Origin of the sequence: Rhizobium sp. BK512 (genome assembly GCF_014194915.1) — a bacterium.
In the GTDB taxonomy this organism is placed as follows: domain Bacteria; phylum Pseudomonadota; class Alphaproteobacteria; order Rhizobiales; family Rhizobiaceae; genus Rhizobium.
In genome coordinates, this window is record NZ_JACIAS010000006.1 from 174,248 (window position 1) to 191,470 (window position 17,223).

Below are 17,223 nucleotides of genomic sequence, written 5' to 3' on the forward strand. Positions count from 1 at the left end.
CGGCGAGGCGAGGGATACGGTTTTTTGTTATCCGGCGGACGGCTGTTCTTGTCGCCCGCCGGTGTTATTTGGTCATTACATCACGATGACGCGGGTGCCGACATTGACGCGGTCGTAAAGGTCGACCACGTCCTCGTTGCGCATGCGGATGCAGCCGGAGGAGACGGCACTGCCGATCGTCCAGGGCGCGTTTGTGCCGTGAATGCGGTAGAGCGTGGAGCCGAGATACATGGCGCGGGCACCGAGCGGATTTTCCGGGCCACCATCCATGCGGGCGGGAAGATAATGGCCCTTGGCGGCTTCGCGGCTCACCATTTCCGAGGGCGGGGTCCAGTCCGGCCATTCCGACTTGCGGGTAATCTTGTGGGCGCCTGCCCATTCAAAGCCGGGCTTGCCGACGCCGACGCCGTAGCGGCGCGCCTTGCCGCCGTCCATCACGAGATAGAGAAAGCGATTGTTGGTATCGATGATGATCGTGCCGGGTCTTTCCTTGTTATCGTAATCGACGATCTGCGGCAGGAACTGCGGCTCGACCTGCCCGCGGATGACGGGAATACCGGGACGGACGGCCGAAACGGTTTGCGGCGCCGGCTGAGGCGCGCGCTGGATGTATGTCCGGCGCTGCTGGAAAAGGCCGCGCTGCTGATAGACGACGGGACGCTCGTAAACGACGGGACGGACCCGGCCGCCGCCGAGCTGATTGATCCAGGGGGCGGTCAAGTCAGGGCTCAGCACCACGGGTGGACGGGAAGCATAGCGGTCGTCTGCAAGGGCGGCCGTGGACAGAATGCCGAGCATGGCTGCGGCAAGAACAAGGGGTTTCATCATCGGACGAACTCTCTACAAATGACCGAAAATGCGCTGGCGAAATTGTCCGCCTGCGGTCATGCTGCCACCGCGTCAGCCAGCGAATGGTAAATGTGGATTCATTAAAAGACGAAGGACCGGATAAACTTTTCGTCAGGGTTATCGTTCGGTTTGGAAAGAAGGTTTGCAAATGGTAAAGCCGGATTCGAAGCCGCAAAAAGAGATAAAAGCATGAGCGAAACCGGCATCATCATCGGCGAGGATGGCAAGAGCCGCTGCCATTGGCATGCGAATCTCCCTGACTATCTGCGTTACCACGATGAGGAATGGGGCAGGCCTGTCACCGATGACATCAGGCTCTTCGAGAAGATCTGTCTCGAAGGTTTCCAGTCCGGTCTTTCCTGGCTGACGATCCTGCGCAAACGGGAAAATTTCCGCGCTGCCTTCGCCGGTTTCGATTTCGAGAAAGTGGCACGCTTCGGCGATGAGGATATCGCCCGCTGCCTTGCCGATGCCGGCATCATCCGTCACCGCGGCAAGATCGTTTCCACGATCAACAACGCGCGGCGTGCGATTGATCTCAGAGGCGAATTCGGCTCTCTGGCCCGCTATTTCTGGAGCTATGAGCCGCGCGCAGAAGACCGGCCAGCCGTGGTTGATCGGGAACATATCGTTGCCAATCCGACAACGGCGACGTCTGTCAGGATATCCAAGGATTTGAAGAAGCGCGGCTGGACCTTTGTCGGACCGACCACAGTTTATGCTTTCATGCAGGCAATGGGTCTCGTCAACGATCATCTCGAAGGCTGCTTCTGCCGCGCCGAAGTGGAGGCGATGCGCGCAGCATTGGTGCGCCCATGAAATCCCCGATCAAATCAATTGCCACCCTTGCCGCAGCGCTTTTTCTCTTCGCCCCGGCTGCCCTTGCGCAGACGCCGCAACTCGATCCCGGCGAGAAGCTGGAAAAGCTGCAGTTCCCGGCCGTAACCATGCAGCTGAAGGGCTGGACCAAGTTCGGCAATAGCGATGTCTATACGCTTCCGGTGCGTGCCGGCCAGCATGTGAAGATCAGCTTCGAAACGAAAAGCAAATTCGCTTTTCTGGCGATCTTCGACCTGTCGAAGCCAGATGACGAGGCCTTCTTCGGCACGGACGAGGATGGCACCAGCTATGAGACGACGGTCAAGGAAAACGCCACCTGGCTGCTGCGTCCCTACTATTCCAAGGTTTCGCCGCGGCGCGGGCTGGGCGCACCTTACAGCATTCTGATCGAGCCGCTCGCGGCCGCCCCGCAACCGGCCAAGCCGGCGGCCGAACAGCCGGAGCAGCCATCGCTCTTTCCGAAGCGAAAGTAGTTGAAGCAAAAGCTGCTTCAGCCGAGACCGTCGATCAGCCCGTGCAGTTCGCCAAGATGGACGATCTTGCGGAAGCGCGGCGCTTCTTTTGGTTCCTCGATATGCTCGAGCACCCAGGTCAGTTCGTGCGGAACGAAGACCCCGTAGCTGCCGGCGGCGATGGCCGGCACGATATCGGACTTCAGCGAATTGCCGACCATCATCGCTCGCTCCGGCCCATCACCGACCTTGGAAAAGATGCGCCGATAGGTGACAGCCGTCTTGTCTGAGACGATCTCGACAGCATCGAAGTAATCGCCAAGCCCGGACTGGGCGAGCTTGCGCTCCTGGTCGAAGAGGTCGCCCTTGGTGATCACGACCAGCAGATATTTTCCGGCGAGCGTTTCCAGCGTATCGCGCACATGCGGCAGGGTTTCGACCGGATGGGACAGAAGGTCGCGCCCGGTATCGAGGATCTTGGCAATCACGCTCGACGGCACCTTGCCTTCGGTGACCTCGATCGCCGTCTCGATCATCGATAGCGTGAAGCCTTTGATGCCGAAGCCGTAATGGGCAAGGTTGCGTTTCTCCGCCTCGAGAAGCCGTTCGGAAATCTTCGCGCCGTCGGCGAAATCTGCAAGAAGCCTGGTAAAATGCTCTTCCGTCAGCCTGTAATAATGTTCGTTCTGCCAGAGTGTATCGTCGGCATCGAAGCCGATCGTCGTCAATGGTCGGGCGGTCATATGCGCACCTCTTGAAATGCGCCCTCTAGAAATACGAGAAGCAATTTATTCCTCGCCTGTGTCGAGACAAGGGCGTAGCGGTAGCGCTGCACAGAGCCGGGCTCCGTTGAAAAACGCGGGTCGGCGACCTAGATGAAAAATGCCTCACCTTGCAGCCAGCCCCGGCTGTTCCTGCTGCGCGCAGGCCAATAATCAAAAATAGAGTTCAGCAGTCCGCAAGCCCCTATTGCGGCAGACACAAGGGAATTTCTCGACATGCGTTACAATCAACTCGGAAATACAGGACTTTTCGTATCTGAAATCTGCCTTGGCACCATGACATTCGGGGAGGCCAAGGAAGGGACCCCCTGGGGCGCCATAGCCGATGTTGACCAGAAGGCGGCCGATGAGATCGTGCAGCGTTCGCTGGATGCAGGCGTCAATTTCATCGACACCGCAGACGTCTATTCCTTCGGTGAATCCGAGCGGCTGCTCGGCCAGGCGCTGAAGAACCTCGGTGTTCCGCGCAAGGATGTCGTCATCGCCACCAAGGTCTATGGCGTCATGGGCGACAAGCCGAACGATCGTGGCGCCTCGCGCGGCCACATCATGGATTCCGTCGAGGCGAGCCTGAAGCGCTTGCAGACGGACCATATCGATCTCTACCAGATCCATGCCACCGATCCGGTTACCCCGATCGACGAGACGTTGCGCGCTCTCGACGATCTCGTGTCCCGTGGGCTTGTGCGTTACGTCGGCGTGTCCAACTGGCAGGCCTGGCGCATCGCCAAGGCGCTCGGCATTTCCGAGCGCAAGGATTATGCGCGTTTCGAAACCGTCCAGGCCTATTATTCGATTGCGGGCCGCGACCTCGAACGCGATATCGTGCCGCTGCTACAGGAAGAAAAGCTCGGCCTCATGGTCTGGTCGCCGCTCGCCGGCGGCCTCCTCTCGGGCAAATATGGTCCGGGCGCACCGGGCAATGGCGAAGGACGCCGCGCCAATTTCGATTTTCCTCCTGTCGACAAGGATCGGGCCTGGGCCTGTGTCGCCGTCATGCGCGAAATCGCTGAAAAGCATGGCGTGAGCGTCGCCACCGTCGCGCTTGCCTATATTCTTGCCAAGCCCTTCGTGACGACCGTGATCATCGGCGCCAAGCGTGTCGACCAACTCGACCAGAACCTCGCAGCCGTCAAGCTGAAGCTCGATGGTGACGACATCAAGCGCCTCGACGAGGCCAGCGCGCTCGCTTCGGAATACCCGGGCTGGATGCTTTCCCGCCAGGCCGCCGGCCGCCGGCCGGTCGATTTCGAGCCCAAGGCCTAATAAAACAGGCCGGAACAAAAGGGCCGCCGCTTCCGATGGCGGCCCTCGCATTCCTCGCGCGGCTTACTTGGCGTGCTTCTTCAGCCAGGCATTCATTTCGGCGATTTCTGCCTCCTGTGCCTTGATGACGCCTTCGGCGAGCTTGCGGATCTCGGGATCCTTTCCGTATTGCAGCTCGATCTTCGCCATGTCGATCGCGCCCTGATGGTGCGGGATCATGCTGCGGACGAAATCCACATCGGTATCGCCGCTCAGTTTGATCATCATGTCCTTGTGCATCCTGTCATTGGCCTCTGTGAAGGCCTGGCTGGATGGACCATGGCCGCCCATGTGCTTGGACATGTCCATCGTTGACATATCCTCGGCAAAGGCCGGCGCCGCAAAGACGACGAGCGTGGAAAGGGTGATAATTTTCAGAGACATGAGTATTCCTTCCTCTGTCTGACAATAGGTTCCGATGGCAGTGAAAAGCTGCCTTTCTGCAAAGTATTGGTCAGATCAAGCGGGGAGGCGGCGCCTGAGGTGCGGGCCTGTTGTCTCTCAATGCCCGGTCGAGCGCCGGAGCCGGATAGGAAAAAGCCGCCTTGCCGTCATCGGCAATGAAATAGGCCGGCGGCATCACCATGCAGGCGGCGCAGAGCGGCATATGGGCGGCACCCGTGGCGCAAGGATCTTTCGCGGAATTGTTTTTGGCGGCCATGTCGCTCTTCGACATAATGCCGCCCATGTTCATGCCATCGGTGTGGAGATGCGCCGCGCCGGCTTCGGCCTGAACTGCCATGTTCATCGACGCGCAGGTCGGGCAACCCGCCCATGCGGACATGGTGCTGTAGACCAGCCAGCCGAAGAACATCGTCATGAGGGCGAAAGCGCGCATGGGAGAAACATAGGCAGCTGCAGGCGAAAAGCCAAGCGGCCTGATCAGGCGGCAATGACCTTGTGAACGATCTGGTAGTCGCGGCTCTCCTCGCCGAATGGCGCGACGGGCCAGTCCCAGCCGGCTTTCCCTTCAGGTGGCTTAACGCCGTGCAGCAGATCGGCTTCCTCATGCACCTTGCTGGTGCGATCGATGACGGCGTAGGAGATATCGGTGACCAGACAGGTCCGGCAGGGCAGGTCGGCCAGTCCATGAATATGGGCCGCGATCAGTCGTTCCACTGTATCCGCCGGCATTCCGGGAGAGGCTTCGGCCTCGTATCGCCGTTTGACGCCCCGCCCGATCTGCGAGAGCAGGTTGGCGGACACAACGAAATCGAGATAGGGCACGCTTCTGAGGAAGCCGAGCGGCTCGGGCTCTCGCCCTGCCTCCAGGTCATCGTAGCCCGAGAGATCGCGTTCGATCAGCCGCACGTTCCGATAGCGCCTGCCCTTCAGCCGCAGGCGCACGGACGCCAGATGCACGAGGTCGACGAGAACCACCGTATCGAAGCTCCCGGCCAGTTGCTCGATCGGCACGTCCCGGAGCAATCCGGAGCCAAGCACGACAGCGGTCCGCTGCTGCGTGAGGCCTGATATCGCGGTGGAAATGGCCTCCTTGCTGTTGGCCTCATGGGCTGCCCAATCCCGGCTGCAGCGGCCAGCGCGCGACCAGAGATTGACTGAATAGCGCACGAAGCGGCGGTGCGCGCTGCCCGTAAGCGCTGCTGTGGCGAGATATTGAAGCGCTTCCGCGATCATGGCGATATCCTGACGACAGGTCTTTCCGCATCGATCCATCGATTCTGGGCGCCAGATCAAGGCCCTTGCCCTTGCCGCTCCCCGCCCAATCCGCTAGGAAACCGCCACTGTCACATATGTGGAAATCCCCCGAAATGAACGACAAGCAGAAGAAACCGCAAAAGCTCAAGGCCCGCCTTCCGCGCGGCTTTGTCGACCGCTCCGCAGCCGATCTCCGCGCCGTCAACGAAATGACTGCGAAGATCCGCGAGGTCTACGAGCATTATGGTTTCGATCCGGTCGAAACGCCGCTGCTTGAATATACCGATGCGCTCGGCAAGTTCCTGCCCGACAGCGACCGCCCGAACGAGGGCGTCTTCTCGCTGCAGGATGATGACGAGCAGTGGATGTCGCTGCGCTACGACCTGACGGCGCCGCTTGCCCGCCATGTCGCCGAGAATTTCAACGAGATCCAGCTTCCCTACCGCACCTATCGCGCCGGCTATGTTTTCCGCAACGAGAAGCCGGGTCCAGGCCGTTTCCGCCAGTTCATGCAGTTCGATGCCGATACGGTCGGCGCACCGGGCGTCCAGGCCGATGCCGAAATGTGCATGATGATGTCCGATACGCTGGAAGCGCTTGGCATCAAGCGCGGCGACTATGTGATCCGCGTCAACAACCGCAAGGTTCTGGACGGCGTGCTGGAAGCGATCGGCCTCGGCGGCGACGACAAGGCCGGCCAGCGCCTCAATGTCCTGCGCGCCATCGACAAGCTCGACAAGTTCGGCCCGGAAGGTGTGGCCCTGCTGCTCGGCCCTGGCCGCAAGGATGAGTCAGGCGACTTCACCAAGGGTGCGGGTCTCGATCAGAGCCAGATCGACAAGGTTCTCTTCTTCGTCGGCATCAAGGATTATGCCGAAAGTGCAGCCCAGCTCGCCGAACTGGTCGCCGGCACAAGCAAGGGCGTCGAGGGCGTCGAGGAGCTGAATTTCATCGGCGCGCTCGTCACCAGCGCCGGCTACCAGTCGGACCGCATCAAGATCGATCCCTCCGTCGTGCGCGGCCTCGAATATTATACCGGTCCGGTCTATGAGGCCGAACTGCTCTTCGACGTCACCAACGAAAAGGGCGAGAAGGTCGTCTTCGGTTCCGTCGGCGGCGGCGGCCGCTATGACGGTCTCGTCTCCCGCTTCATGGGCCAGCCGGTTCCGGCAACCGGCTTCTCCATCGGCGTCTCGCGCCTGATGACGGCGCTGAAGAACCTCGGAAAACTCGGCCAGCAGGATATCATCGAGCCTGTTCTCGTCACCGTCATGGATGGCGATGTCGAGGCCATGGGCCGCTACCAGCGCTTCACGCAGGAGCTTCGAGCCGCCGGTATTCGCGCCGAAATGTTCCAGGGCAACTGGAAGAAGTTCGGCAACCAGCTGAAATATGCCGACCGCCGCGGCTGCCCGATCGCCATCATCCAGGGTGGCGACGAGCGTGCGCAGGGCGTCGTCCAGATCAAGGACCTCATCGAGGGCAAGCGACTGTCGGGCGAGATCGAGGACAACACGACCTGGCGCGAAGCGCGTGTCGCGCAGGAAACCGTTGCGGAAGCCGACCTCATTGCCAAGGTGAAGGAAATCCTCGCCGCTCAGGCGGAGGACCGGAAGAGGGCGGGCTGATATGGCCCTTATCAACCTTCCTGATTTCTCCGGCGAGCTTCTGGACGAGTTTTCCGCCCGCAAGGCAGAACGCATCGACACGCCGGTCATCCAGCCGGCCGAACCCTTTCTCGATATCGCCGGCGAAGATCTTCGCCGGCGTATCTTCATGACCGAAAGCGAAACCGGCGCCAGCCTCTGCCTGCGCCCGGAATTCACCATTCCCGTCTGCCTGCGCCATATCGAAAGCGCCACGGGTACGCCGAAGCGCTACTCCTATCTCGGAGAGGTCTTCCGCCAGCGACGTGACGGCAGCAACGAATTCTATCAGGCTGGCATCGAAGACCTTGGCGATATCAACATCGCCAGCGCCGACGCCCGCGCGATCGGTGATGCTGTCGGCATCCTCTCGCGCCTGCTGCCCGGCCGGCCGCTCTCCGTCACCATCGGCGATCAGGCAGTGTTCGAGGCCGTGGTACAGGCGCTCGGCCTACCGCTCGGCTGGCAGAAGCGCCTGATCCATGCCTTCGGCAACATGACCCAGCTTGAGAGCCTGCTGGCGAGCCTCGTCAGCCCGCAATTCGTGACCGGTCTTGATGACAAGATCGCGCAATTGGTCGGTCTCGAGGATGAGGCGCCGCTGATTGCCTATATCGACGAGACGATGCAGGCGACCGGCTATTCCACCAATGCCAGCCGCTCGCCGCAGGAAATTGCCCGGCGGCTCAAGGAAAAGCTCGTTCTCTCCGAGACCCGACTGGATGACGCGGCCTTCCAGGTTCTGGAGCAGTTTCTTTCGCTCAACGTATCGCTCGTCAACGCGTCTGCGGCACTCTCGCATTTCGCCGATGCGGCGGGGCTGAAGCTAGGCAATGCGCTGGCGCGTTTCGATGGCCGTGTGGCAGCACTCTCCAATGCCGGCGTCGATCTCTCGCTCATCGAATACCGTGCCGCTTTCGGCCGCCCGCTCGATTATTATACCGGCCTCGTCTTCGAAGTGACGGCGGAAGATTCCCCGGCGGTTCTCGCCGGTGGCGGCCGTTTCGACAGGCTGATGACCTTCCTCGGCGCGAAGGACCGCATTCCCGCCGTCGGCTTCTCCCTCTGGCTCGACCGTATCGAAACCGAAAGGGCAGCCGCATGACGATCACCATCGCGCTTCCCTCCAAGGGCCGCATGAAGGACGACTGCTCCGCGATCTTCGAGCGTGCCGGCCTGAAAATCTATGCCGTCGGCAATGACCGCTCCTATCGCGGCCGCGTCGAAGGCTGGGACGATGTGGAAATCGCCTTCCTGTCGGCTTCTGAGATTTCGCGTGAACTCGGCAATGGCTCGATCGATTTCGGCGTCACCGGCGAAGATCTCGTGCGCGAGGGATTGGCGGAGGCCGACAAGAGGGTGGAATTCTGTGCCCGGCTCGGCTTCGGCCATGCCGATGTCGTCGTTGCCGTGCCGGAAATCTGGCTGGATGTCGATACGATGGCCGATCTTGTCGACGTCGCCGCCGATTTTCGCGCCCGTCATGGCCGGCGCCTGGCAATCGCCACGAAATACTGGCGCCTGACCCAGCAGTTCTTCTCCAGCCAGCACGGCATCCAGCTGTATCGCATCGTCGAAAGCCTGGGCGCCACCGAAGGCGCGCCGGCATCCGGCTCGGCGGATATCATCGTCGATATCACCTCAACTGGATCGACGCTGCGCGCCAACCACCTGAAGGTGCTTTCCGATGGTGTCATCCTGCGCTCGGAAGCCTGCCTGGTGCGTGCCCGCAAGGACGTCCATGCCGATACGCCAACGGTGACGGCAATCGTCGAGGCCGTGCGCTCGGTTCTCTGAGACCGAACTTGGTGACATAGAAAACCCGCCGTCTTTCGACGGCGGGTTTTGCATGCTTGGGAGGGTATGAAATTAGCGGGCAGCGACCGCCTGCAGGCCGCGGCGGGCGTCGACCGAGTAGGCGCCAGCGCCATTGGTGGCGAGCATGATGTAGGCGCCGGCAAGCGTGACGTTCTTCAGGAAGTTCACGAAGTTCAGGCTGTTGATCCAGCCGTTCGCAGCAGCCGGGAAGTCAGGAACATTGACGGTCGGCAGGTGGAAGACGATGCCGGTGAACACACAGAAGGCAGCGATCAGCCAGCCCGTGTAACGAACCTGATAGCCGATGAGCACGGAAATACCCATGACGAGTTCGAAGAGGCCGGCGAGATAGGTCAGCGCGGTTGCGGCCGGAAGGCCGGCACCCATGACCATGCCGGCGGTGGCCGCAGGATCGGTGACCTTGCCGAAGCCGGCGAAGATGAACATGAAGGACAGAAGAATGCGGACGAGAAGGATGAGGACGTTGTTCGTATTCGACATGGACGTTGCTCCGTTGAATGGCTCTTGAGGTCTTGATGCCCCGGCACCGTGTTGACCTCGGATGCAACCTATTTCGCCTTTTTTCGGTGTCAGGGAAAGATAAACACTAGCGGACGGTTTGTTCACTAATATGAAACGATGGGGCGGCTTGCCTTGCATGGCGACCATCTTCTATGGTCGCCGCCCTACCCAAGGAGAAACCCATGGCAGATCTTTCCGCATTCCCGATCACCAGCCGCTGGCCTGCGAAAAACCCCGATATTATCCAGCTCTACTCCCTTCAGACGCCGAACGGCGTCAAGATCTCCGTGGCGCTGGAAGAACTCGCTCTGCCCTACGAGCCCCATTATGTTTCTTTCGCAACGACGGATCAGAAGACGGCGGAATTCGTTTCGCTCAATCCGAACGGCCGCATTCCTGCGATCATCGATCCCAATGGCCCGGACGGAAAGCCGATCGGTCTCTTCGAATCCGGCGCTATCCTGCTCTATCTGGCGGAAAAGACCGGCAAGCTGATCCCGGCCGATGCCGCAGGCCGCTATGAAACAATCCAGTGGGTCTTTTTCCAGATGGCAGGCATCGGCCCGATGTTCGGTCAGTTCGGTCATTTCCATAAATTCGCCGCCGACAAGGTCGCTAACAATTCCTACCCGGTGGAGCGCTACCGCGATGAAGCGAAGCGCCTGCTCGGCGTTCTTGAAAGCCGCCTGAAGGGCCGCCAGTGGATAATGGGCGACGAATACACGATCGCCGACATCACAACCTTCCCGTGGATCCGCGGCGCCGACATTTTTTATGGTGGCCGCGAGATCCTGGACTACGCGAAATTCCCCGCCGTCATGGACTGGCTGCAGCGCTGCATCGCCCGCCCTGCAAGCGAGAAGGGGCTGAACATCCCGGTGAAGCCGGCCTGATCACGAAGCAGTTGCAGTAAAATCGTGCAGCGGTTTCACGAGCGGAATTGAGCGAAGTAACAGGAAAGGCCGGTCGTGAGACCGGCCTTTTTACCTCGAGCCGTTCGGACGATTATTGCCGGCTGGTGATCTGGCTGGCGCCTTCCAGCTTGAAACGCGGGAAGATGAAAACTCCGACCATGCTGCCACTGTACTTTTCTTCCAGTCCATTGGATTCACCCATGCAGAAAAGCGGCTGGCGGAAGCCGTTCGGCATGATGATGGTCGTCGAGAAGCAGAAGGATGAGGAAAGCGTTGCCGCCTGTTCGAAGAGTTGCAGGACGTGGTTGCGATCCTTGGTGTCGTAACAGCGCACCAGGCTCAACAGGCCGCATTCCTGGGCCGAGAGACCGTGCAGCATTGCGCTCCACTCTCCGAGCTTTATCACGCCCGTCGAAAAGTCTCCGATCCAGCTTTCGGAGACCGAGAACTGTGCCAACATGTCGTGGTTGTGATTGTTGTAGTCCAGCGAGCCGGGCAGCAATGGTGCGGCAGCATTGGCTTTGGCGATCTTAAACAAGGCGTTCCCCAGTTCGGGTGCGGCTCCCCTGCCACACACTCGGCAAACACAAAGAAACAGGATCACGTAGCACCAGGCGTCATGCCTGTGCTTTCATCCTGCGGAAACAGTTAGTCGGCTGCGCCTCTGACGGTCGCCGCTCGAATATTTCCCCGCAAGATGTCATCTCGTATGTTCGCGGAGACCTTCGAAAGCCCGAATGTTCACGCGTGGCCTTTGGCGTATCCGGTCTCGTCTGTTGCGAGAATTCTTCCGGTGCGAACGTCAATTGCAGCGCGGATTTATAGGAACTTTTGCGCAAACGGCAACGGCTTTTTCCGGGGCGTTAGGCTGACGTTATGATTGGATTTTCACCCGGACTGCGCGTTATCCGCTAATTTTGTGGTCAAAAGTCTCATTTATGCGTTGTGGAAACGGTTTCACACCCACCATAGCATGCAGCTTCCGAAAATTAGACAGCTCGGAAACCGAATTGCGCTGAAGGGGAAAATGCGCGGCGCGCAAGCCTCGCGAAAGCTTCGGGCCAAAGAAGCGGCCTCAGGAGCCGGCCTAAGGGTTTAAGCCGCAGGTATTTTCGAATCGGCAAAAAAAGGGCGGCCCGAAGACCGCCCTTTCTATTCCGGAGACCGGAATGGATGTCAGTGACGGCTTACGCCTATCACATCATGTCCATACCGCTTGTTCAGCGCGCTTGACGCGCTGAACCATCTAAATGATGGGCGGTTTTACGGACGATGCTGTGAGAGGCCGTTGGCCTATCACATCATGTCCATACCGCCCATACCGCCCATACCGCCCGGCATTGCCGGAGCGTCCTTCTTCGGCAGCTCGGCGATCATGGCTTCCGTGGTGATCAGCAGCGAAGCAACCGAAGCTGCGTTCTGCAGAGCCGTACGGACAACCTTGACCGGGTCGACGATGCCGAGCTGGATCAGGTCGCCATATTCGCCAGTCTGGGCGTTGTAGCCGTAGTTGTCTTCATTCTTGTCGAGGATCTTGCCGACAACGATCGAAGCTTCGTCACCTGCGTTTTCAGCGATCTGGCGAACCAGAGCCTGGAGAGCGCGGCGAACGATGTTGATACCAGCTTCCTGGTCGTCGTTTTCGCCCTTTGCGGTGATCTTCGTGGAAGAACGCAGCAGAGCGACGCCGCCGCCCGGTACGATACCTTCCTGAACAGCAGCGCGCGTCGCGTTGAGGGCGTCGTCGATGCGGTCCTTCTTTTCCTTCACTTCGACTTCCGTCGAACCGCCGACGCGGATAACGGCAACGCCGCCTGCGAGCTTGGCAAGACGTTCCTGCAGCTTTTCGCGGTCGTAGTCGGAGGTGGTTTCTTCGATCTGGGCCTTGATCTGGGCAACACGGCCTTCGATGTCGGACTTGGCGCCGGCGCCGTCGACGATCGTGGTGTTTTCCTTGGAGATCGAGACCTTCTTGGTGCGGCCGAGCATGTCGAGCGTGACGCTCTCGAGCTTGATGCCGAGGTCTTCGGAGATGACAGTGCCGCCCGTGAGGATAGCGATGTCTTCCAGCATGGCCTTGCGGCGATCGCCGAAGCCCGGAGCCTTGACAGCAGCAATCTTCAGGCCGCCGCGCAGCTTGTTGACGACGAGCGTAGCAAGAGCTTCGCCTTCGACGTCTTCAGCGATGATGAGGAGCGGCTTGCCGGTCTGAACGACAGCTTCGAGAACCGGGAGCATGGACTGCAGGTTCGAAAGCTTCTTTTCGTGCAGGAGGATGAAGGCGTCTTCGAGGTCAGCAACCATCTTTTCCGGGTTGGTGACGAAGTACGGGCTCAGGTAGCCGCGGTCGAACTGCATGCCTTCGACGACTTCGAGTTCGGTTTCAGCGGTCTTGGCTTCTTCGACGGTGATAACGCCTTCGTTGCCGACCTTCTGCATTGCTTCAGCAATGTCGAGACCGATCTGCTTTTCGCCGTTTGCCGAGATCGTGCCGACCTGGGCAACTTCTTCCGACGTGTTGATCTTCTTGGCCTTAGCCTGGAGATCCTTGACGACTTCAGCAACAGCGAGGTCGATACCGCGCTTCAGGTCCATCGGGTTCATGCCGGCAGCAACTGCCTTGGCGCCTTCGCGAACGATGGCCTGTGCGAGAACCGTTGCAGTCGTGGTGCCGTCGCCGGCGACGTCGTTGGTCTTCGAAGCAACTTCGCGGACCATCTGGGCGCCCATGTTTTCGAACTTGTCTTCGAGTTCGATTTCCTTGGCGACCGAAACACCGTCCTTGGTGATGCGCGGAGCGCCGAAGGACTTGTCGATAACGACGTTGCGGCCCTTCGGACCAAGCGTGACCTTCACTGCGTCAGCGAGGATATCGACGCCGCGCAGCAACTTTTCGCGCGCGCCGCGGCCGAACTTTACTTCTTTAGCTGCCATTTTGAGAACTCCTGAAAAGGGGTGTCAGCGATATCGGATGAAAGACAACCGGCTGATTAGCCGATGATGCCCATGATGTCGGCTTCCTTCATGATCAGAAGGTCTTCGCCGTTGATCTTGACTTCGGTGCCCGACCACTTGCCGAACAGAACGCGATCGCCAGCCTTGACGTCGAGTGCTACGACCTTGCCGGACTCGTCACGAGCGCCGGAGCCGACAGCGACGATTTCGCCTTCCTGCGGCTTTTCCTTAGCGGTATCCGGGATGATGATGCCGCCCTTGGTCTTCTCTTCGGATTCAACGCGACGGACAACGACGCGATCGTGAAGCGGGCGGAAATTGGTGCTTGCCATTGTCTAATCCCTCGATCAAATGACATTCGCGGACCGGGGTGGCCCACAAGGTGGATGTTAGCACTCAACTCCTGTGAGTGCTAACGCCGTGCATTTAGGGATGGCTCCGGAAGGAGTCAAGAAGAGCCTTCACGGATTTTTGTGCCGGAATTGTGGAGACATGCAGGATTTGTCCCGCGTGGCGCCGAGCCTTCCATAGCCTGCCTTTCCGAGGCTTGCCCGTCCGGGCGAACATGAGCTGGCGGCTGGCGGGCCGGCCAACTCGCCACGCATCATCTGGCCAATGCGTGGCGATATCGTTGCCCGCCTGCTTCCAAGGTTGACCGCTTTACAGCGGAAGTCGACATTTGCCTCGGGTTGGACAGGCAAGGCAGATTGTCAGGGTCTGCACGGAAGCCGACATCATGACCGCTGTGCGCGGCCATGGTCGCCCCAGTCACAAGAAAATGCCTAGCGTTGGAAGGTGAGGTGGATGGTGCCACTCGGCGCGGTTTCCGACTTCACCGTGCAGCCGGCTTCCAGGCCGCGCAGTTCGTCCCACAGGCGTATGCCGCGCCCGAGCAGGATCGGAGCGATAGCGACATGAAGGCGATCGACAAGGCCCGCCTTTAGGAAGTCGCGAACAACGGTAGCACCGCCGCCAACCCGCACGTCTTTGCCGCCCGCGACACTGACCGCCCGCTGTAGCGCATCGGCAGGTGTAGTGGCGAGGAAATGGAAAATTGTCCCGCCAGCCATCTCCAGGGAAGGACGTGGCTTGTGGGTGAGGACGAAAACCGGACACTGGAACGGCGGCTCGTCACCCCACCAGCCGCGCCAGTCCGGATCGTCGGGAAAGTTGTGGAGACCGAACATGCCGGCGCCCATGATCTCGGCCCCCACATTTTCGAAATACGCCTTCGCGTAGTCGTCGTCGATGCCTGTCGTCCCAGCCCCGCTGGTATCCTTGAATACGCGCTCGCGGAACGTGCGGGTTGCTACATATGAGCCGACGAGACGCGACCAGTCCTCGCCGAACGGGACTTCCGGCGTCTGGTCCGTCGTTGTCGCGAAACCATCGAGCGAGATCATGAGATCGACACGAACTACCACTGTTGTTCTCCTTGCGAGTGGTTGCACCATGACAGCCTCCATCTGCAGATCAGATACTAAGGCATATGCCTTTGTATCGAGGGTCGAACACTAAGGCAAGTACCTTATTGTTCTTGACTGGCAATCGGTGACGTTTTAATAGGCCACATGCCCTACCACTCGACACCGCTCGACCTTGCCTTTCACGCTCTCAGCGACCCGACCCGCCGCGCGGTCGTCTCGCGCTTGGCTGCCGGCGAGGTACCGGTCAGCGTCCTGGCCGAGCCTTTCGACATGGCGCTGCCCTCCTTCGCCCAGCATCTCAAGGTGCTGGAAGATTGCGGGCTGATCGCCAGCGAGAAGCGCGGGCGCAGCCGCTGGTGCAGGCTGGTGCAGGCGCGCTTCGACGAGGCGGCGGACTGGATGGAAGCGGAGCGCCGGCGCTGGACCGAGCGGCTGGATCGGCTGGAAGCCTATTTGGACGAGACGCAAGAGGATGATGAAGGACATGGCAAACCCGTTTGAGACCTGGTCGCTCGATCGCGAAATCGTGCTGGTCAAGCTGCTGAACCACCCACGCGACAAGGTCTTTGCCGCCTGGATGGATCCAAAGGCACTGGCCAAATGGTATGGCCCGGCCGGCCTCAGCATCGAGAGCCACGAGGCCGATATCCGCGAGGGCGGGATCTGGCGCTTCGATATGGTGGGCATGTTCGAGGGCAAGGAGCATCGTTTCGCGAACCTCATGCGTTTTCTGGAGATCGTGCCGAACGAGCGGATCGTCATGGATTACGGCACGCCCGATCCTGATGACCCCGACCGTTTCCGCGTTACCGTGACCTTTGATGAGCAGGCCGACGGCAAGACCGTGCTGACCCTGCGCCAGCTCCACCCCAGTGCCAAGCGGCGTCAGGTGGTCATCGGTTTCGGCGCGGTGGAATACGGGCTGCAGACGCTCGAGGGCCTTGCCGCCTGGCTGGACGGTTGATGTCATCAGAGGTGCCTGTAATATGCCTTGCCGGTTTCGACGATGCGCCGAAGCCGGCACGCCAGGCTCACCCTTCAACAAATGAACATGTTCGGTGGGGTCAGCGAAAACCCAAGTCGTGCCGAAAGCCGCCATTGGCTGTATCTGTCACGTCGCTGCGGAAATGCCTTGCCAATGAAGCCTGCCTTTGCAATGTCACCGGGGACCGAAAGCGAAGCAGGAAAGCGGAATGGCAAAGCGGATTGCGAACTTCTCCGAGATCACCGATCAATATGACGCGGTGCTCTGTGATGTCTGGGGTGTCGTGCATAACGGCGTCGATCCGTTTCCGAAAGCGGGCGAGGCGCTGCAGGCCGCTCGCGCCGCGGGTCTGACGGTCGTCCTAATCACCAATTCGCCCCGCGTCTCCTGGCAGGTCGTCGAGCAGTTGCGCCAGATCGGCGTGCCCGACGACGCCTATGACCGCATCGTCACTTCTGGTGATGTCACCCGCGCGCTGATTGCCGAAGGACCGCGTGAAGTTTTCCTGCTTGGTCCCGAGCGCGACAATCCGATCCTGGAAGGCCTCGATATCGAGCGTGCGGCGGCCGGTGAGGCCACGTCGGTCGTCTGCACCGGTTTCTTCGACGATGAAACGCAGAAGCCCGAGGACTACACCGACATGCTGCTGGACTTCAAAGCCCGCAACGTGCCGATGATCTGCGCCAATCCGGATCTCGTCGTCGAGCGCGGCCACCGCATCATTCCCTGCGCCGGCGCGATGGCTGCCTATTATGAGCAGCTCGGCGGTTCCACCCGCATCGCCGGCAAGCCGCACCGGCCGATCTATGAGGCGACCCTTGCCGCCGCGCGCGAAGTGCACGGCGATTTCCCCGTTGACCGCGTTCTGGCGATCGGCGACGGCATGCCGACAGATGTTCGCGGCGCCTTGAATTATGGCCTCGATCTTCTCTACATCAGCGGCGGTATCCACGCTAAGGAATATACGCTGAACGGGGAGACCGACGAAGCGATCCTGCACGCCTATCTCGAACGGGAAAATGCCGCCCCCAAGTGGTGGATGCCGCGCCTCGCATAAGAGAATTGAAGC

At 60.2% G+C, this 17,223-nt stretch carries 20 protein-coding genes; 10 read left to right on the forward strand and 10 right to left on the reverse strand.

The window, feature by feature from the left end:
• Nucleotides 1–75 precede the first annotated feature (75 nt).
• Nucleotides 76–828, reverse strand: a complete 753-nt coding sequence (locus tag FHX06_RS21445) for a L,D-transpeptidase (protein ID WP_113211431.1) — start codon at nt 826–828, stop codon at nt 76–78.
• A 210-nt stretch (nt 829–1,038) separates the two neighbouring features.
• Here FHX06_RS21445 and FHX06_RS21450 point away from each other — a divergent pair, with 210 nt between their 5' ends.
• Together FHX06_RS21450 and FHX06_RS21455 are read left to right on the forward strand one after the other, a co-directional pair.
• Nucleotides 1,039–1,668 (forward strand): DNA-3-methyladenine glycosylase I, encoded by a 630-nt coding sequence (locus tag FHX06_RS21450; protein WP_112541438.1) that lies wholly within the window; start codon nt 1,039–1,041, stop codon nt 1,666–1,668.
• Nucleotides 1,665–2,162: a hypothetical protein gene (locus FHX06_RS21455; RefSeq protein WP_113211432.1), complete on the forward strand. Its 498-nt coding sequence runs from the start codon at nt 1,665–1,667 to the stop codon at nt 2,160–2,162. The genes FHX06_RS21450 and FHX06_RS21455 overlap by 4 nt, the downstream gene beginning before the upstream one ends.
• 17 nt (nt 2,163–2,179) lie before the next feature.
• Here FHX06_RS21455 and FHX06_RS21460 read toward each other — a convergent pair whose 3' ends face one another.
• Nucleotides 2,180–2,884, reverse strand: coding sequence for an HAD family hydrolase (locus FHX06_RS21460; protein WP_112972508.1), 705 nt, complete (start codon nt 2,882–2,884; stop codon nt 2,180–2,182).
• Nucleotides 2,885–3,139: 255 nt separating this feature from the next.
• On the opposite strand from FHX06_RS21460, the gene FHX06_RS21465 reads away from it, so the two are divergent.
• Nucleotides 3,140–4,189, forward strand: coding sequence for an aldo/keto reductase (locus FHX06_RS21465; RefSeq protein ID WP_113211433.1), 1,050 nt, complete (start codon nt 3,140–3,142; stop codon nt 4,187–4,189).
• Between the two features lie 63 nt (nt 4,190–4,252).
• Here FHX06_RS21465 and FHX06_RS21470 read toward each other — a convergent pair whose 3' ends face one another.
• From FHX06_RS21470 to FHX06_RS21480, 3 genes are all read right to left on the reverse strand, one after another.
• Nucleotides 4,253–4,612, reverse strand: coding sequence for a DUF305 domain-containing protein (locus tag FHX06_RS21470; RefSeq protein ID WP_112541434.1), 360 nt, complete (start codon nt 4,610–4,612; stop codon nt 4,253–4,255).
• Nucleotides 4,613–4,682: 70 nt separating this feature from the next.
• On the reverse strand, nt 4,683–5,066 hold the full coding sequence (locus FHX06_RS21475) for a hypothetical protein (protein ID WP_113211434.1): 384 nt from the start codon (nt 5,064–5,066) through the stop codon (nt 4,683–4,685).
• A 44-nt stretch (nt 5,067–5,110) separates the two neighbouring features.
• Entirely contained in the window at nt 5,111–5,866 is a 756-nt protein-coding gene (locus FHX06_RS21480) for a hypothetical protein (RefSeq protein WP_113211435.1), read from the reverse strand.
• 134 nt (nt 5,867–6,000) lie between these two features.
• On the opposite strand from FHX06_RS21480, the gene hisS reads away from it, so the two are divergent.
• Genes hisS through hisG form a run of 3 tightly spaced genes read left to right on the forward strand, consistent with a single transcriptional unit; the run spans nt 6,001 to nt 9,330 of the window.
• Entirely contained in the window at nt 6,001–7,515 is a 1,515-nt protein-coding gene (gene hisS / locus FHX06_RS21485; protein WP_113211436.1) for a histidine--tRNA ligase, read from the forward strand.
• Between the two features lies 1 nt (nt 7,516).
• Entirely contained in the window at nt 7,517–8,638 is a 1,122-nt protein-coding gene (locus tag FHX06_RS21490; protein ID WP_183880786.1) for an ATP phosphoribosyltransferase regulatory subunit, read from the forward strand.
• Nucleotides 8,635–9,330, forward strand: coding sequence for an ATP phosphoribosyltransferase (hisG, locus tag FHX06_RS21495; protein ID WP_113205172.1), 696 nt, complete (start codon nt 8,635–8,637; stop codon nt 9,328–9,330). The genes FHX06_RS21490 and hisG overlap by 4 nt, the downstream gene beginning before the upstream one ends.
• A 72-nt stretch (nt 9,331–9,402) precedes the next feature.
• Here hisG and FHX06_RS21500 read toward each other — a convergent pair whose 3' ends face one another.
• On the reverse strand, nt 9,403–9,852 hold the full coding sequence (locus tag FHX06_RS21500) for a DoxX family protein (protein ID WP_112972501.1): 450 nt from the start codon (nt 9,850–9,852) through the stop codon (nt 9,403–9,405).
• A gap of 203 nt (nt 9,853–10,055) precedes the next feature.
• On the opposite strand from FHX06_RS21500, the gene FHX06_RS21505 reads away from it, so the two are divergent.
• Nucleotides 10,056–10,766 (forward strand): glutathione binding-like protein, encoded by a 711-nt coding sequence (locus FHX06_RS21505; RefSeq protein WP_113211438.1) that lies wholly within the window; start codon nt 10,056–10,058, stop codon nt 10,764–10,766.
• Between the two features lie 112 nt (nt 10,767–10,878).
• Here FHX06_RS21505 and FHX06_RS21510 read toward each other — a convergent pair whose 3' ends face one another.
• The 4 genes from FHX06_RS21510 to FHX06_RS21525 all read right to left on the reverse strand — a co-directional run bounded on the left by FHX06_RS21510 (nt 10,879) and on the right by FHX06_RS21525 (nt 15,166).
• On the reverse strand, nt 10,879–11,325 hold the full coding sequence (locus tag FHX06_RS21510) for a hypothetical protein (RefSeq protein ID WP_113014718.1): 447 nt from the start codon (nt 11,323–11,325) through the stop codon (nt 10,879–10,881).
• Nucleotides 11,326–12,083: 758 nt separating this feature from the next.
• Entirely contained in the window at nt 12,084–13,721 is a 1,638-nt protein-coding gene (gene groL / locus FHX06_RS21515; protein ID WP_112541426.1) for a chaperonin GroEL, read from the reverse strand.
• Nucleotides 13,722–13,777: 56 nt separating this feature from the next.
• Entirely contained in the window at nt 13,778–14,074 is a 297-nt protein-coding gene (groES, locus tag FHX06_RS21520; RefSeq protein WP_004675403.1) for a co-chaperone GroES, read from the reverse strand.
• 450 nt (nt 14,075–14,524) lie between these two features.
• A complete protein-coding gene (locus FHX06_RS21525) occupies nt 14,525–15,166 on the reverse strand; it encodes a dihydrofolate reductase family protein (protein ID WP_113211439.1) in 642 nt (213 codons plus the stop codon).
• Between the two features lie 147 nt (nt 15,167–15,313).
• On the opposite strand from FHX06_RS21525, the gene FHX06_RS21530 reads away from it, so the two are divergent.
• The 3 genes from FHX06_RS21530 (at nt 15,314) to FHX06_RS21540 (ending at nt 17,211) form a co-directional block, all read left to right on the forward strand.
• The gene (locus FHX06_RS21530; RefSeq protein WP_112541424.1) at nt 15,314–15,670 is read left to right on the forward strand and encodes an ArsR/SmtB family transcription factor; all 357 of its coding nucleotides are present in this window, start codon (nt 15,314–15,316) and stop codon (nt 15,668–15,670) included.
• Nucleotides 15,645–16,133: an SRPBCC family protein gene (locus FHX06_RS21535; protein WP_183881071.1), complete on the forward strand. Its 489-nt coding sequence runs from the start codon at nt 15,645–15,647 to the stop codon at nt 16,131–16,133. The genes FHX06_RS21530 and FHX06_RS21535 overlap by 26 nt, the downstream gene beginning before the upstream one ends.
• A 229-nt stretch (nt 16,134–16,362) precedes the next feature.
• Nucleotides 16,363–17,211 (forward strand): TIGR01459 family HAD-type hydrolase, encoded by an 849-nt coding sequence (locus FHX06_RS21540; RefSeq protein ID WP_113211440.1) that lies wholly within the window; start codon nt 16,363–16,365, stop codon nt 17,209–17,211.
• Nucleotides 17,212–17,223 lie beyond the last annotated feature (12 nt).

What these genes read in the sequence shown, in the direction of transcription:
- FHX06_RS21445 (WP_113211431.1), bottom strand. Translation starts at nt 828, where the DNA reads ATGATGAAACCCCTTGTTCTTGCCGCAGCCATGCTCGGCATTCTGTCC.
- FHX06_RS21450 (WP_112541438.1), top strand. Translation starts at nt 1,039, where the DNA reads ATGAGCGAAACCGGCATCATCATCGGCGAGGATGGCAAGAGCCGCTGC.
- FHX06_RS21455 (WP_113211432.1), top strand. Translation starts at nt 1,665, where the DNA reads ATGAAATCCCCGATCAAATCAATTGCCACCCTTGCCGCAGCGCTTTTT.
- FHX06_RS21460 (WP_112972508.1), bottom strand. Translation starts at nt 2,884, where the DNA reads ATGACCGCCCGACCATTGACGACGATCGGCTTCGATGCCGACGATACA.
- FHX06_RS21465 (WP_113211433.1), top strand. Translation starts at nt 3,140, where the DNA reads ATGCGTTACAATCAACTCGGAAATACAGGACTTTTCGTATCTGAAATC.
- FHX06_RS21470 (WP_112541434.1), bottom strand. Translation starts at nt 4,612, where the DNA reads ATGTCTCTGAAAATTATCACCCTTTCCACGCTCGTCGTCTTTGCGGCG.
- FHX06_RS21475 (WP_113211434.1), bottom strand. Translation starts at nt 5,066, where the DNA reads ATGCGCGCTTTCGCCCTCATGACGATGTTCTTCGGCTGGCTGGTCTAC.
- FHX06_RS21480 (WP_113211435.1), bottom strand. Translation starts at nt 5,866, where the DNA reads ATGATCGCGGAAGCGCTTCAATATCTCGCCACAGCAGCGCTTACGGGC.
- hisS (WP_113211436.1), top strand. Translation starts at nt 6,001, where the DNA reads ATGAACGACAAGCAGAAGAAACCGCAAAAGCTCAAGGCCCGCCTTCCG.
- FHX06_RS21490 (WP_183880786.1), top strand. Translation starts at nt 7,517, where the DNA reads ATGGCCCTTATCAACCTTCCTGATTTCTCCGGCGAGCTTCTGGACGAG.
- hisG (WP_113205172.1), top strand. Translation starts at nt 8,635, where the DNA reads ATGACGATCACCATCGCGCTTCCCTCCAAGGGCCGCATGAAGGACGAC.
- FHX06_RS21500 (WP_112972501.1), bottom strand. Translation starts at nt 9,852, where the DNA reads ATGTCGAATACGAACAACGTCCTCATCCTTCTCGTCCGCATTCTTCTG.
- FHX06_RS21505 (WP_113211438.1), top strand. Translation starts at nt 10,056, where the DNA reads ATGGCAGATCTTTCCGCATTCCCGATCACCAGCCGCTGGCCTGCGAAA.
- groL (WP_112541426.1), bottom strand. Translation starts at nt 13,721, where the DNA reads ATGGCAGCTAAAGAAGTAAAGTTCGGCCGCGGCGCGCGCGAAAAGTTG.
- groES (WP_004675403.1), bottom strand. Translation starts at nt 14,074, where the DNA reads ATGGCAAGCACCAATTTCCGCCCGCTTCACGATCGCGTCGTTGTCCGT.
- FHX06_RS21530 (WP_112541424.1), top strand. Translation starts at nt 15,314, where the DNA reads ATGCCCTACCACTCGACACCGCTCGACCTTGCCTTTCACGCTCTCAGC.
- FHX06_RS21535 (WP_183881071.1), top strand. Translation starts at nt 15,645, where the DNA reads ATGAAGGACATGGCAAACCCGTTTGAGACCTGGTCGCTCGATCGCGAA.
- FHX06_RS21540 (WP_113211440.1), top strand. Translation starts at nt 16,363, where the DNA reads ATGGCAAAGCGGATTGCGAACTTCTCCGAGATCACCGATCAATATGAC.